At 72.4% G+C, this 13,083-nt stretch carries 9 protein-coding genes and 2 pseudogenes; 4 read left to right on the forward strand and 7 right to left on the reverse strand.

Annotated elements, in window-relative coordinates; genetic code table 11:
* Window positions 1–15 precede the first annotated feature (15 nt).
* Together OJ254_RS16120 and OJ254_RS16125 are read left to right on the forward strand one after the other, a co-directional pair.
* The gene (locus tag OJ254_RS16120) at window positions 16–507 is read left to right on the forward strand and encodes a MerR family transcriptional regulator (protein ID WP_265362878.1); all 492 of its coding nucleotides are present in this window, start codon (window positions 16–18) and stop codon (window positions 505–507) included.
* Window positions 508–513: 6 nt separating this feature from the next.
* Window positions 514–1,539, forward strand: coding sequence for an aldo/keto reductase (locus tag OJ254_RS16125; RefSeq protein WP_265362880.1), 1,026 nt, complete (start codon window positions 514–516; stop codon window positions 1,537–1,539).
* Window positions 1,540–1,795: 256 nt separating this feature from the next.
* Here the strand turns inward: OJ254_RS16125 and OJ254_RS16130 are convergent, their stop codons facing one another.
* From OJ254_RS16130 to OJ254_RS16160, 7 genes and pseudogenes are all read right to left on the reverse strand, one after another.
* Window positions 1,796–3,016, reverse strand: a complete 1,221-nt coding sequence (locus tag OJ254_RS16130) for an acyltransferase family protein (protein WP_265362881.1) — start codon at window positions 3,014–3,016, stop codon at window positions 1,796–1,798.
* Between the two features lie 233 nt (window positions 3,017–3,249).
* Complete coding sequence (locus OJ254_RS16135) at window positions 3,250–4,419, reverse strand: alpha/beta hydrolase (RefSeq protein WP_265362882.1); 1,170 nt, start codon at window positions 4,417–4,419, stop codon at window positions 3,250–3,252.
* Window positions 4,420–4,826: 407 nt separating this feature from the next.
* The gene (locus OJ254_RS16140; RefSeq protein WP_261951741.1) at window positions 4,827–5,510 is read right to left on the reverse strand and encodes a response regulator; all 684 of its coding nucleotides are present in this window, start codon (window positions 5,508–5,510) and stop codon (window positions 4,827–4,829) included.
* Window positions 5,507–7,012 (reverse strand): sensor histidine kinase, encoded by a 1,506-nt coding sequence (locus OJ254_RS16145; protein WP_265362883.1) that lies wholly within the window; start codon window positions 7,010–7,012, stop codon window positions 5,507–5,509. The genes OJ254_RS16140 and OJ254_RS16145 overlap by 4 nt, the downstream gene beginning before the upstream one ends.
* Before the next feature lie 143 nt (window positions 7,013–7,155).
* Entirely contained in the window at window positions 7,156–8,037 is an 882-nt protein-coding gene (locus tag OJ254_RS16150; RefSeq protein ID WP_265362884.1) for a DUF4429 domain-containing protein, read from the reverse strand.
* A 211-nt stretch (window positions 8,038–8,248) separates the two neighbouring features.
* Window positions 8,249–9,462, reverse strand: a pseudogene (locus tag OJ254_RS16155) (alpha/beta hydrolase).
* 198 nt (window positions 9,463–9,660) lie between these two features.
* Window positions 9,661–10,320, reverse strand: a complete 660-nt coding sequence (locus tag OJ254_RS16160) for a TetR/AcrR family transcriptional regulator (RefSeq protein ID WP_265362885.1) — start codon at window positions 10,318–10,320, stop codon at window positions 9,661–9,663.
* Window positions 10,321–10,435: 115 nt separating this feature from the next.
* On the opposite strand from OJ254_RS16160, the pseudogene OJ254_RS16165 reads away from it, so the two are divergent.
* Together OJ254_RS16165 and OJ254_RS16170 are read left to right on the forward strand one after the other, a co-directional pair.
* A pseudogene (locus OJ254_RS16165) lies at window positions 10,436–12,036 on the forward strand (MFS transporter).
* A 553-nt stretch (window positions 12,037–12,589) separates the two neighbouring features.
* On the forward strand, window positions 12,590–13,015 hold the full coding sequence (locus OJ254_RS16170) for a peptidase inhibitor family I36 protein (protein ID WP_265362886.1): 426 nt from the start codon (window positions 12,590–12,592) through the stop codon (window positions 13,013–13,015).
* Window positions 13,016–13,083: the final 68 nt, after the last annotated feature.

The following is a 13,083-nucleotide window of genomic DNA, read 5'->3' on the forward strand; positions in this document are numbered from 1 at the left end:
CAGGGGAGACGGGGCATGACGGTCACGCAGAGCGAACCGGTGACGAGCGGCGTGGCAGCGACCGCCGAACGGCCGGCGCAGGCCCCCAACTGCGCCACCCCGCCGCCCCCGCACCCCAAGCCCACCGGCCAGGACCGGTACACGATCAGCGAGGTCGCGGAGCACACCGGGCTCAGCGCCCACACCCTCCGCTGGTACGAGCGGATAGGGCTGATGCCGCACGTGGACCGGACGCACACCGGGCAGCGCCGCTTCAGCAACCGCGATCTGGACTGGCTGAGCCTGGTCACCAAGCTGCGACTGACCGGCATGCCGGTCGCCGACATGGTCCGCTACGCCGAGCTGGTCCGGCTGGGCGAGAGCACCTTCGCCGAGCGTGAGCAGCTGCTGACCGCGCACCGCGAGGACGTGCGGCAGCGCATAGCGGACCTGCAGAGCACGCTGGATGTCCTCGACTACAAGATCAACATCTACGCCGACGCCCGGCGGGCGTCCGAGAGGTTCTGAGGTCTCATGGGTAGCGAGAAGATCGAGACGGTCGAGCTGGGCACCGGCGGCCCCCGCGTCGGGGTGCAGGGCCTCGGCTGTATGGGCATGAGTTTCGCCTACGGCCCCACGGACGCCGACGAGGCGCGGGCCACCCTGGAGCGCGCGCTGGAGCTGGGCGTGACGCTCTACGACACGGCCGACATGTACGGCCGCGGGGAGAACGAGAAGTTCATCGCCCCCTTCATACGGGCGCACCGCGACAAGGTCGTCCTGGCCACCAAGTTCGCCATCTCCCCCGACCCGGACGCCCCGGACGACCCGTACCGGCGCATCATCCGCAACGACCGCGCGTACATCCGCCAGGCCGTCGAAGGCAGCCTCAAGCGGCTGGGCGTCGACGAGATCGACCTCTATTACATGCACCGCCGCACGCCGGACGTCCCCTTGGAGGAGTCGATCGGGGCGATGGCCGAACTGGTCGCCGAGGGCAAGGTCAAGCACCTGGGGCTGAGCGAGGTGACCGGGAGCGAACTGCGCGCGGCGCACGCCATCCACCCGATCGCGGCCGTCCAGTCCGAGTGGTCCCTCTTCAGCCGGGACATCGAGGCCGGCGTGGTGCCGGCCGCGGCCGAGCTCGGCGTCGGCCTGGTGCCCTACTCGCCGCTCGGCCGCGGCTTCCTGACCGGCGCGTTCGTGCACGCCGACCAGGAGCTCGGCGCGGACGACTTCCGCCGTACGCAGCCGCGCTTCACCGGCGACAACGCGGCCGCCAACGCCGCACTGCTGGAGCCGGTCCGGACGGTCGCGGACGCCCACGGCGCCACGCTCGGCCAGATCGCCCTGGCCTGGGTGCAGCAGCAGGCCGCCGTGCACCGCCTGGCCGTCGTCCCGATCCCCGGCACCCGCAAGCGCCACCGCGTCGAGGAGAACACCGCCGCCACCCGCGTCCGGCTCACCCACGAGGAACTGGCCCTGCTGGAACCGATCGCCGACAAGGTGGCGGGCGAGCGCTACGCGGACATGACGCACACGTCGGCGGGCCGGGAGTAGCACGCTGGTGCGGGAGTTGTAGCTCCTCGCGCGGGCGGGGCGCGGTGGGGTGGGGCGTGTCGTGCGATCGGCCCGGGGGCCCGGGACCCGGGGCCCGGATGGTCCGGCGGGCACGCCCCGGCCGGCCGTGCGGTGGGCAGCCGCGCCCTGGCCTGCCGCGCCCCGGTCTTCCGGGCTCCGGTCTGCCGTCCCGGCCTGTCGCGCCGTGGGCAGCTGTGCCCCGGCCTTCCGGGCCGTGGGCAGCCGCACCCCGGTCCTACGCCAGCCCCAGCGCGAACGCCGCGAACGCGGTGGCCAGGACCGCGGCGAGGGCGCGGCGGGCCCGGGTGACGCCCGTCCAAGGGGCTTCGAAACGGCGGGTGTTGCGGCCGATCAGCAGCAGGGCGACGGCGAAGACCGGCAGCCAGGCGAGCCGGACGAGGATCCACCCCGGCGTGACGGGCGCAACGGTCAGACCGGGCACCGTTCCGAGGAAGGACGCGGGCACCGCCGCGGACAGCATCGCCGTCTGGTGCCAGCACAGGATCGTCATCGCCGACAGGTTGATGACCACGACCGGCGCCCACAGGGCGGGCCGGCGCAGCAGGCCGGCGATCCGGTCCCGGAGCAGGATCGCGGCGCCGGACTGGGCCGCCGCCAGCGCCAGGACCAGCAACGACGGTGGATGCGAGTTCGTACGGTCCTGGCCGGGGACGCCGACCATGCTCGCCGGGTAGTGGAAGAACAGCAGCAGCGCCGCGAACAGCGCCGCCCCGCCGAACAGCAGCGTCCAGGCGGCCCGCCGGCCGAGCCGCCGTTCGCCCCAGGAGACGCCGAGCTGATAGGCGAACATCCAGCCGGGGAGCAGGTTCAGCAGGCTCAGCCAGGACGGCATGGCGTCGGCGAACGGCCCGTAACGCAGGAAGTCCACCGCCGCCACGGCCCCCAGCAGCGGCGCGGCGGCCCAGGCACCCATACGGTGCGCCGCGCGGACGCAGTACGGCGTCAGCGCGGTGATCGCCGCGTACACGCCGACGAACCACAGCGGCTGGATCACCAGCGTCGCGCCCGTCCGCAGGGTCGCCTCCGGCACGCCCATGCTGTAGAGCAGCGGCAGCAGCGCCGCCCATACGGCGGTGACGCCGAGCACCGGCCGGCCCAGCCTGACGAGCCGTCCGCGCAGCCAGCCGCCGACGGACCCGCCGCGCCCGATGGCGCGCCGGTAGGACAGCACCGAGGCGTAGCCGCCGACCAGGAAGAAGATGCCGAGCATCTGCAGCACCCAACTGGCGGGCGCGAGAGCGCCGAAGGTGGTGAGCGGACTGGCGTTGTGCAGCGCACCGTCGGCGTCCAGGGTGAAGCCACCGAGCAGCCAGTGGCCGGTGGGTACCGCGAGCAGCGCGAGCGCCCGCAGCCCGTCGATCGCCCGGTCCCGTTCCACGGGGGTACGCGCCTCGATGGCGCGGACGGCCGAGCGGAGGGTGTCTGTGGTTTTCATGGGTGTCCTTGGCCTCTGCGTCCTGACGATGGGTGGTGCAGTGGTGCCTTGAAGGTGGGCGGCGCTGTGGTGCGGGGGGTACGGGGGTGCGGGGCATGGGGCGGGTGCCTCGACTACGTGCCGCTCCGGGGGTGCGCCGTGGTGCTCCGTGCCGCGCCGTACGGCGAGATGTCACGCCGTGCTGCGGTCTGCCGTGCCGTGCCGTGCCGTTCCGCGCCCGCGGCTGGTGCGGGTCAGCTGACCTGGCCGTACCGGCCCAGCGCGATGGCCGCGAAGTTCCGGAGCGAGTCCGTACCGGGGGCGAGGTAGCCGGTGTGGCCCTCGGCGCGCGTCGCGGAGACGTGCCGGGCGCCGAAGGCGGGGTCGGTGGGGTCCTCGCCGTGACCGAGGCCCAGCAGCTCGACGTTCGGGATGTCGCCGATCCAGTCGGACGCGTCCCGGGCCGCCCAGACCCGGGCGGAGGTGTGCAGTTCCGCCACGCCGTCCCGGCGCATACCGGGGGAGCCGAAGACGATCAGGTCGGCGATGCGGCCCCGACCACCCAGCCGAGGCACGGCCAGCCCGCAGACCACTGAGCCGTAGCTGTGGCACAGCACGGCCGGCGCCGGCACGCCGGTGGCCGTCAGCCCGGACAGGAAGCGGGCCAGCCGGGGCGCACCGGCCTCGGCGAGCCGGCCGGTGGCGGCGTCCGGACCGAGGCCGACCGGGGTGGTGTACCCGACCCAGGCGATGACGGCGGTACGCGTCCCGGGCGCGTCGGCGGTCATCCGGGTACGCAGCGACCTGGCCATCCCGGCCGGTGTGCCGTAGGGGTCCTTGGCGCGGTCGAACGACCCCAGGTCGATGTCCGAGCCCGGCACGACCACGGCGGTGTGCTCTGCGGTGGTCAAGTCGCCGTAGACCTCCGCCACTTGACCACGTCCCCGCGGATCGAAGGCAAGGATCCGGCGGCCGGACTTGAGCAGTGCGGCACACCGGTCGGCCGCCTTCCTGGCCTGCTGGTGGTCCTGGAGGGTGCCCGCGGGATCCGTGGCACGGGCCAGCTGACGGGTCCTTTCCGCCTTCAGTGCGAGGGAGTTGGCCGTGTACCGCAGGGCGATCGGGGCGCCGTCGAGATTGCCCACGGTGAGCGGGTGCCGGACGGCGAGGGCCTGCTGCTGGGCGTCGGTCAGCGAGGCGAAGAAGCGGGCGACGGCGGCGGGTTGGGCGGTCGCCGGGTCCGGCAACCCCATGCCGAGGGAGTGGTCGGCGCGCCAGGCGGCGGCACCGGGCGGCGGGCCGGTGACCGCGGTCTGCGCGGAACCGGCCGCCCAGCCGCCGGTTCCGGCGGCCACGGTCACCGCGAGCGCGGCGGCGATCAGCGTGCGCTTGCTGCGTCGAGCGACGGTGCGCAGCACGGACATGGTGTGTCTCCCTCTCCCGTTGGTGTGGCGGAGGAAAGGTAGGGAGACGGTGTATGACACGGCGTCACACCGCGGAGCCAACTCCCGGGTGATACCGGGGTAGGGGTCCGGCACCGCGCTCGTCCTCAGGAAGGAGCGCGCGCGAGGGAGCCGTAGGGGGAACGTAGGGGTTGCGCGGGTGCGCGGGGCACGCGGGTCGCGTCAGGGGGCGTACGGCTGGCCGCGGCCCCGGTTGCCGGCCACGCGAAGGCCGGCAACCGGGGCCGCCAAGAGCTGTCGCCCTACCGCTCCCACCGCAGCTCCAAGGAGAGCCTCGATTGCAGTTCCAGAGAGCTTCCACTACAGCTTCAGGGTGAACTTCCGCTGCAGTTCCAGGAAGAGCTCCCAGTGCAGCTCCGCCTCTCGCTCTAGCTGCCACTCCCCGGCGCCACCAGCCCCGACTCGTACGCGAAGATCACGGCCTGCGCGCGGTCCCGCAGTTCCAGCTTGGCCAGCACCCGCCCGATGTGGGTCTTCACGGTCTGCTCGGCGAGGATCAGCGCCTCGGCGATCTCCTGGTTCGACAGGCCACGGGCGATCAGCTCCAGCACCTCGGTCTCCCGCGGGGTGAGGCCGTTCAGCCGCAGCGAGGCCCGGTCCTTGCGGGGTGCCGGCCGCTGGCGGGCGAAATCGGCGATCAGCCGACGGGTCACCGACGGCGCCAGCAGTGCCTCCCCCGCCGCCACCACGCGCACCGCGGAGATCAGATCGGCCGGCGGGGCGTCCTTCAGCAGGAACCCCGAGGCCCCGGCGCGCAGCGCCTCGTAGACGTAGTCGTCGACGTCGAAGGTGGTCAGCATGAGCACCTTGGGGCGGTGGGTGACACCGGGCGGCGGACTGAGCAGTTGCCGGGCCGCCTCCAGCCCGTCCATCTCCGGCATCCGGACGTCCATCAGCACCACATCGGGGTGCGTCCGACGACTCAGCTCCACCCCCTGCACACCGTCGGGGGCGTCGCCCACCACATCGATGTCGCTCTGCGCGGCGAGCAGCGCGGCGAACCCCGCGCGCACCATGGCCTGGTCGTCGACGATGATCACGCGCGTGGTCATGAAGAGCCGGAATCCTTCGCTGAGAGGGGAGGGGCCGAGGGGGACGCGGCGGAACCGGGCACCGGGGAACCGGGCGCGGAGGAGCCGGGTGCGGCGGTGCCAGGTGAGGGAGAGCCAGGTGGGGGAGAGCCGGGGGCGGCGGTGCCGGGCGTGGCCGCGAGGGGCAGCTGCGCCGCGACCCGGAAGCCGCCGTCGGGCAGCGGACCGGTGTCGAGCGAACCGTCCACCAGCCGCACCCGCTCCCGCATCCCGACCAGGCCGTGGCCGGTGCCGGTCGTCTCCAGCGGCGCGGAGGGCGCGGACACCACGGGCGGGGCGGAGTTGACGATCAGCACCGTCAGCCGGCTGCGGTCCGCGGTCGGGATGACCGACACCCGGGTCTGCGCCCCGGGGGCGTGCCGCACCACATTGGCCAGCGCCTCCTGCACGATGCGGTACGCCGACAGATCCACCGCCGGTTCGAGCGCCACCGGCTCCTCCGGCAGCACCAACTCCACCGGCACACCGGCACGTACGGTCCCCTCGACCAGCTTCGGCAGCATCGCCACGCCGGGCTGCGGGGTCTTCTCCGGGCCGCCCTGCCGTTCCGTCTCCTCACTGCGCAGCACACCGAGCAGCCGCCGCATCTCCGCCAGGGACTCGCGCGCGGTCGCGGCGATCGACCCGAACTCCTCCTGCGCCTCCTCGGGTATCCCGCTGATGCGGTACGGAGCACTGTCCGCCTGGACCGTGATCACCGACATGTGATGGGCGACCACGTCGTGCAGCTCGCGGGCGATCCGGGTGCGCTCCTCCAGGAGCGTCCGGCGGGCCCGCTCGGCCTCGCTGATGGTCTCCTGCTCGATCAACTTCCGCTGTGCGTCGCCCCGTTCCCGCAGGGTGGCGCCCATCAGCAGCATCACACCGGCGAGGACGAACATCAGCACCCAGGTGCTCTGGCTGCGCTCCGGGGTGATCGCCTCGGAGAGTATGCCGGCGAAGCCGGTCGTCAGCCAGACGGCTATCAGGGTGCGCCGGCGCTCGCGCAGGGACAGCGCCAGCATCAGCGCGAGATAGCCGACGATCACCGGGGGCGTCCAGGGCCAGGCGCGGTCCGCCACACCGTCAACGCCGGTGAGCGCCAGGGCACAGACGACATCCGCGGCGAAGATCACCCACCAGGCCTGCAGCGGCCGGGTCACGGCCAGCATCAGGGGCACGGTCTGGGCGGTGGCGAGCGCGCCGGCCAGACCGCCGTTCATGCCGTAGTCGTTGCCGAGGACGTTGATGGTCGTCGGCAGCAGCGACACCGCGAACGTGAAGGCGACGAGATACGGCACCCGGCGCAGCCAGGGGTTCTGCACACCGGCGAACAGCGGGGTGCCGGGCTCGGTCGGGGTGCCGAGCTCGACGGCGAGGATGCGCAGCGCCTGCCGTGCGGCGCGCAGCGCTCTCGACCGGGCCGGCTCGCGCTCGGCGCTGCGGGCCGCCTCGGGGGCTGGGGTGGGGGATCGTCCGTTCATCGCGGAGTCAATCTAAGCGGGCGGCCGGGGCCCGGGCGTCATACCAGGGTTCGGCCTTCGGCCCGTACCACGGTATGACCCACCGCGGTACGACACCGCGGTACGCCCCGCGGCGAGGCGGTCGGGCCGCGGGGAGCCGGGCCCTACAACTCCGCCAGCAGTTCGGCCTTCTTCGTGCTGAACTCGTCGTCCGTCAGCAGCCCGGCGTCGTGCAGCTCTCCCAGGTGCCGTATCCGGTCCGCGATGTCCGCCGGGTCCCGGCGGGCGTCCCCGGCCCGGCGGCACACCGGTTCGCGCTCCGCGGTCTCCTGCTCCGGTTGGGCGGCGCGCACCGCCTGCAGTACCGCGGCGGCGAACGGCAGCGACTCGTGGACCGGGCCGTACCCCAGCCCGAACACCACGGCGGCCGGGTCCTGATCGGCCTCGCCCTTCCCCGGCTCGCCCGCCCGGCGTTCCAGCAGCCGGAGGTAGCCGTTGAAGACCTCTGGCGAGCGCCACTCGACGCCGGCCAACTCGCCCACCGTGAAGGTCTGGTCGCCGCACTTCCACTTCGCCGACGACGCCCCCGTCCAGAACCAGCGGAACGCGACCGAACGGCCGTCGAAGGACGCCTTGCCGTCGTACGCCTTGAAGTGGAGCGGAGGTTCCGGTGCGGTCACCAGATGACGCTCGGCCGCTTCCTTGGCGTCGGGGCCCAGCACCGTGCGCAGTTCGTCGGCGTAGTACTCCGCCAGCGTCTCGCGCTCGGCCGGCAGCACCAGCCGGTACGGATCGGCCTCCTCCTTGAGTTGCCCGTTCGCCGCCTCCATCAGGGGGTCGGCGCCCGGCCGGGGCACGGCGCGCAGCACCACCGTGCCGCGTCTGCCCTCGGACACCTCGACCGAGCTCAGCGCCTCGTACGGAATGCGTCGCTCGCCGAGCGCCTGGAAGAGCTTCGGCCTGCGGATCCCCCGTTCGAAGCGGATGAGTACGGAGTCCGTGTCGAACTCCCAGACGGCATGAAAACCGGCCAGCACATCACCCATGCGGCTCATCGTATGCGGGCGGTTGCCCGCCCGTCCCCCTTCCGGACACCTCGAAGGCGCCTGCCCGGACTACGCGCGTCACGCGCCTTCGGCCCGGCCGCTTCCGGCCCTTGTTCCATGGACGCGCTCGCCACCGGGGACGGTTCCCGTCGGCACGGCCCGTCCCCGGGCGCCGGGCCGTACCGGCGGGAACCGGCCGTCTCGCGGGACCTCAGGCGAGGCCCGTGCTGCAGTGCGGGTCGTCGGTCGCGCAGGCCACCGAGTCGAGCGAACCGACCCCGACCAGAGCGAAGTTGCGCAGGCTGCGGGTGCCGGGTGCGAAGTAACCGGCGTGCCCGACGGCGCCGTCGGCGGACAGGATCCGGGAGCCGAAGGACGGATCGACCGGGTCGGCGCCGTGACCGAGCCCGCCGACCTCCAGGTACGGCACGTCCTGGATCCAGTCGTCGGAGTCCCGCATCGCCCAGACCCGGGCGTGGGTGCCGAGCCCGGAGAGGCTTTCCGCCCGCATGCCGGGGCTGCCCGCGACCGCGATGTCCTCGACGTTCGCCGGCAGGTGCCGGGCGGCGACGCCGCACACCACGGAGCCGTAGCTGTGGCAGAACAGCGAGATGGTGTCGGAGGACGGCAGTGACTTCACCAGGGCGCGCAGCCGGACCGCGCCGGCCTCGGCGAGGTTTCCGGTGGCGGCCTCGACACCGAGGCCGGACGGCGTGGTGTAGTCGGCCCAGGCGATCACGGCCGTCCGCACGCCCGGCTTGGCCGCGCGCTCGGCGTCGTAGAGGGAGCGCCCCATGCCGACGGGCGCCACGGTGGCTCGTGCGGTCCGTTCGAAGGTCGACAGATTGGTGTCCACACCGGGCACCACCACGGAGACCCGCTTCGCCGCCGGAAGGCTGCCGAAGACCTCAGCGGCCCGGCCGCCGCCGGCCGGATCGAAGGCGAGGATCTGCCGCCCGGGGCTCATCATCGACTCGAAGCGGTGCATCAGCCGGCCGGCTTCCTGGCGGCCCACGGGCGTGAGCCGGTGGTCGGCCATCCGCCGCTTCTCCACGACACGGGCGTCGTCGAGCGCCATCCGGTTGGCGCGGTAACGCAGTGCGACGGGCGCGCCGCCCATGTTGCCGACGACCAGCGGATAACGGGTGGCGAGCTGCTGCTTCTGGGCACCGGTGAGCGCGGCGAAGAAGGTCCGCAGGGTGGCCGGGGAGCCGTTGGGGTCGGCAGCGGACGCCCGAGGAAGGTGGCGTGCTTCCAGGCGGTTCTGGCCGTGGCCAGGGGGTTGGCGTCGTCCTTGGTGCCTCTGACGGCCGTCCAGCCGGTCATGGCGAGCATCACGAACACCACCGCCAAGGCGAGTGCCGCACGCCAGGCGGTGGACTGCAGAAAACCGGAGGAGGGGCCCAGGCCCGGGAAGGAAGTCACCGCGGGCCACCCTAGGAGACGGGGCAGGCCAGCTGCCGGGCCCGTGAGTGATATCACGTTTCGCGGCGGGTATTTCGACCAAACCGGACATGAATTGCCGATTTCCCGTGCTCAGTCGTGCAGGGGCGGTCTCATCATGCGGTTAATGGGTTGCTCAACGGTGGCTGTCCGTTACGGGCAGTTGCGGGGGATTCGGTCTCAGCGGGCGGAGCGCCAGTCGCCGCCGATCGCCGGCTGGATGTGGTCCAGGTAGGACTGGGTCAGCTCGCGGATGGACGCCACGCTGCAGTCCGGGCCCTCGCCCCACACCTTGCCGGCCACCCGCATCACCCCGCAGAACGCGGCGACCAGCACCCGCGGCCGCGGATCGGCCTCGACGTCCAGCCCCTCGCGCCGGGCGATCAACCCCGCGATCCGCTCCTCCAGTTCGGAGGAGCGCCGCAGATGGGAGGCCACGAGCGTGGGTGTGGACTCGATCATCCGGTACGTCCGCATGTGCAGCTCCACCGGGATCACCGACTCGATGGCGCTGCCGATGTCGTCCCAGGCCACCATCACCGCGCTGCGCAGTGCCGTCAGCGGGTCCTCGGAGGCGGGGCGCGCGGTCAGTTCGTCGAGGAAGCGGGCCTCGACCATCTCCTGGACCGCGAAGGCGACGTCCTCCTTGTTGGCGAAGTACCGGAAGTAGGTCCTCTGGGAGACGTCCACCGCCTCGGCGATCTCGTCGACGGTCGTCTCCTCGTAGCCCTGCTCCGTGAACAGTTCGAGTGCCGCGCGGATCAGCGCGTCGCGGGTGCGCTGCTTCTTGCGTTCGCGCAGTCCGCCTACGGGGGACGTCTGCGGCGTCGAGGTGGCCATCCTGCGCCGCCTTTCCGTGGTGTTCTCGCTGCTCAGGTTACCTGTGAGGGAGATGACAGTTACCGACTCATGAATTGCTTTGTCAATTGTCAGTCGCTGACATTAGCCTCTGAGTATGAGTTCCCAGACCCCGGTCGCCCACGCCGCGCCGGAACTTCCCGTACCGGAGCCCCCGAGGGGGCTGCGAGGCCATCCGTGGCTGACCCTCTTCTCCGTCGCCATCGGCGTCATGATGGTGGCCCTGGACGGCACGATCGTCGCCATCGCCAACCCGGCGATCAAGGATGACCTCGGCGCCTCGTTCGCCGACGTGCAGTGGATCACCAACGGCTACATGCTCGCCCTGGCCGTCTCGCTGATCACCGCCGGAAAGCTCGGTGACCGGTTCGGCCACCGCCAGACCTTCCTCATCGGCATCGTCGGTTTCGCCGCCGCCTCCGGAGCCATCGGCTTCTCCAGCCAGGTCACGCTGGTCATCGTCTTCCGCGTGTTCCAGGGCCTGTTCGGCGCGCTGCTGATGCCCGCCGCCCTCGGCCTGCTGCGCGCCACCTTCCCGGCCGAGAAGCTCAACATGGCGATAGGCATCTGGGGCATGGTCATCGGCGCCTCCACCGCCGGCGGCCCGATAGTCGGCGGACTGCTGGTCGAGCACGTCAACTGGCAGTCCGTGTTCTTCATCAACGTCCCGGTCGGCGTGCTGGCCCTGATCCTCGGCCTGGTGATCCTCAAGGACCACCGCGCGGAGAACGCCCCCGCTCGTTCGACGTCCCCGGCATCGTGCTGCTCTCCGCCGCGATGTTCTGCCTCATCTGGCCGCTGATCAAGGCGACCGACTGGGGCTGGGGCGACATGAAGACCTGGGGCTTCCTGATCGGGGCCGTGGTCCTGTTCGCGCTGTTCGCCGTCTTGGAGAGCAAGGTCCGCGAACCGCTCATCCCGCTGCGGATGTTCCGCTCCGTGCCGCTGACCGCCGGCACGATCCTGATGGTGCTGATGGCCTTCGCCTTCATGGGCGGCCTGTTCTTCGTGACGTTCTACCTGCAGAACGTCCACGGCATGAAGCCCGTGGACAGCGGCCTCCACCTCCTCCCGCTCACCGGCATGATGATCGTCGGCTCGCCGCTGGCGGGCGCGCTGATCACCAAGTTCGGCCCGCGCATCCCGCTGGTCGGTGGCATGGTCCTCACCGCGGTCGCCATGTACGGCATGTCCGGCCTGGACACCACCACCGGCACCGGGCCGATGTCCGTCTGGTTCGCGCTGCTCGGCCTGGGACTCGCGCCCGTCATGGTCGGCGCCACCGAGGTCATCGTCGGCAACGCCCCCCTGGAGCTCTCCGGTGTCGCCGGTGGCCTCCAGCAGGCCGCCATGCAGGTCGGCGGCAGCCTTGGCACGGCCGTGCTCGGCGCCGTGATGGCCAACCGCGTGGAGAACGACCTCCCGGGCAAGTGGCAGTCGGCCGGCCTCCCGCCGATCCCGCCCGCCCAGATGCCGAAGGTCTCGGACGCGGTCTCGGCCGGTATCGCGCCGGTCCCGAAGCACACCCCGCCGGAGTTCGCGCAGAAGATCACCTCGGTCGCGCACGACACCTTCGTGTCCGGCATGGGCCTGGCCTTCACCGTCGCCTGCGGTGTCGCGGTCGTCGCCGCGGTCGTCGCGCTCTTCACCAAGCGCGGAGCGAACGCCGAGGCGGGTGCCGGCGTCGGCCACATCTGACCCGGGCCGCCGGGGCGGGTGAACGCCCGGGCCCGCCCCGCATCATCCGGCGCGCGGCCGGTCGAGACATTCCTCGGCCGGCCGCGCGCCGTCGCATGCGCTGCCGCCGTACCGGCCGCGGATGCCTGGCCGCGGTCGCGGATCCGCGGGGCCGGCCGCGTCAACCACCCAATCCGGGCCGCCGCACGGCCCCATCGGCCAGTAACCAAGCGGCAGTTGACCCCTTCCGCAACGTCGAATCCCTCATCCTGGTGAGCCGTGCCGGGAACCGCCCCGGCCCCCGCGCGCATTACAGGTGACGCCGCTGCCTCCGCCCCCGGCAGGCGGCAGCGAAGAACGGTTTCCGCGGCCCGTCCGGCCGCTCCGCGCCGCGTCAACCTCGTACGCCACAGCCCCACTTCGGGCCGGTCCGCTTGTCCACATACCTGATCCGGGTGGTGGACCCGGCCGGGCCTTGGCAACCGCACCGCGGCCCGGCGAAGGTCGATGACGAACCCGCCGCGGGCAGCCGCCCGCCGCGACACGTCAGGTACCTCACGGGGGAGAGATTCCCATGCGTCTGCGTCTGCGCACGTCCACCACCACCGCCACCGCGCTGTTCACCGGCCTCGCCACTCTGGCCGCCGCGCTCACCCTTCCGACCGCGCTCGGCACCGTCCCCGCGCATGCGGCCACCACCGGCCGCACCGCAGCGGCGTCGGGCGCGTGCGCGGCGGGGCAGCTGTGCCTCTGGCCGAGGGCGGAATTCGCCGGCAAGCGAAGGACCTTCGAGCTGTCCAACACGGACATCGAGAGCTGCATCGCCTTGCCCAAGGGTGTCAGCGCCGCCTCGTTCGCCAACCGGATGGGCCGGCCGGTCACCACGTACCAGAGCGCGGAGTGCGCCGAGACCGCCGAGTACAACACCTACCCCGGCGGCGGCACCTGGGTGCCCCGATCCCCTTACCAGGTAAGGGCGTTCAAGGTGTGGGAGCGATGAACCGCGCACCGGCGGCCCCACCGCGGGGTGCCGGCCCGCCGGGCCGCACACCACCGCGCCCCCCGGCC

Origin of the sequence: Streptomyces endophytica, assembly GCF_026153355.1 — a bacterium.
GTDB classification, from domain to species: Bacteria; Actinomycetota; Actinomycetes; order Streptomycetales; family Streptomycetaceae; genus Streptomyces; species Streptomyces endophytica.

Excerpts from the sequence above, each read along its gene's own strand:
- OJ254_RS16120 (WP_265362878.1), top strand. The coding sequence starts at position 16 with ATGACGGTCACGCAGAGCGAACCGGTGACGAGCGGCGTGGCAGCGACC.
- OJ254_RS16125 (WP_265362880.1), top strand. The coding sequence starts at position 514 with ATGGGTAGCGAGAAGATCGAGACGGTCGAGCTGGGCACCGGCGGCCCC.
- OJ254_RS16130 (WP_265362881.1), bottom strand. The coding sequence starts at position 3,016 with ATGAAAACCACAGACACCCTCCGCTCGGCCGTCCGCGCCATCGAGGCG.
- OJ254_RS16135 (WP_265362882.1), bottom strand. The coding sequence starts at position 4,419 with ATGTCCGTGCTGCGCACCGTCGCTCGACGCAGCAAGCGCACGCTGATC.
- OJ254_RS16140 (WP_261951741.1), bottom strand. The coding sequence starts at position 5,510 with ATGACCACGCGCGTGATCATCGTCGACGACCAGGCCATGGTGCGCGCG.
- OJ254_RS16145 (WP_265362883.1), bottom strand. The coding sequence starts at position 7,012 with ATGAACGGACGATCCCCCACCCCAGCCCCCGAGGCGGCCCGCAGCGCC.
- OJ254_RS16150 (WP_265362884.1), bottom strand. The coding sequence starts at position 8,037 with ATGGGTGATGTGCTGGCCGGTTTTCATGCCGTCTGGGAGTTCGACACG.
- OJ254_RS16160 (WP_265362885.1), bottom strand. The coding sequence starts at position 10,320 with ATGGCCACCTCGACGCCGCAGACGTCCCCCGTAGGCGGACTGCGCGAA.
- OJ254_RS16170 (WP_265362886.1), top strand. The coding sequence starts at position 12,590 with ATGCGTCTGCGTCTGCGCACGTCCACCACCACCGCCACCGCGCTGTTC.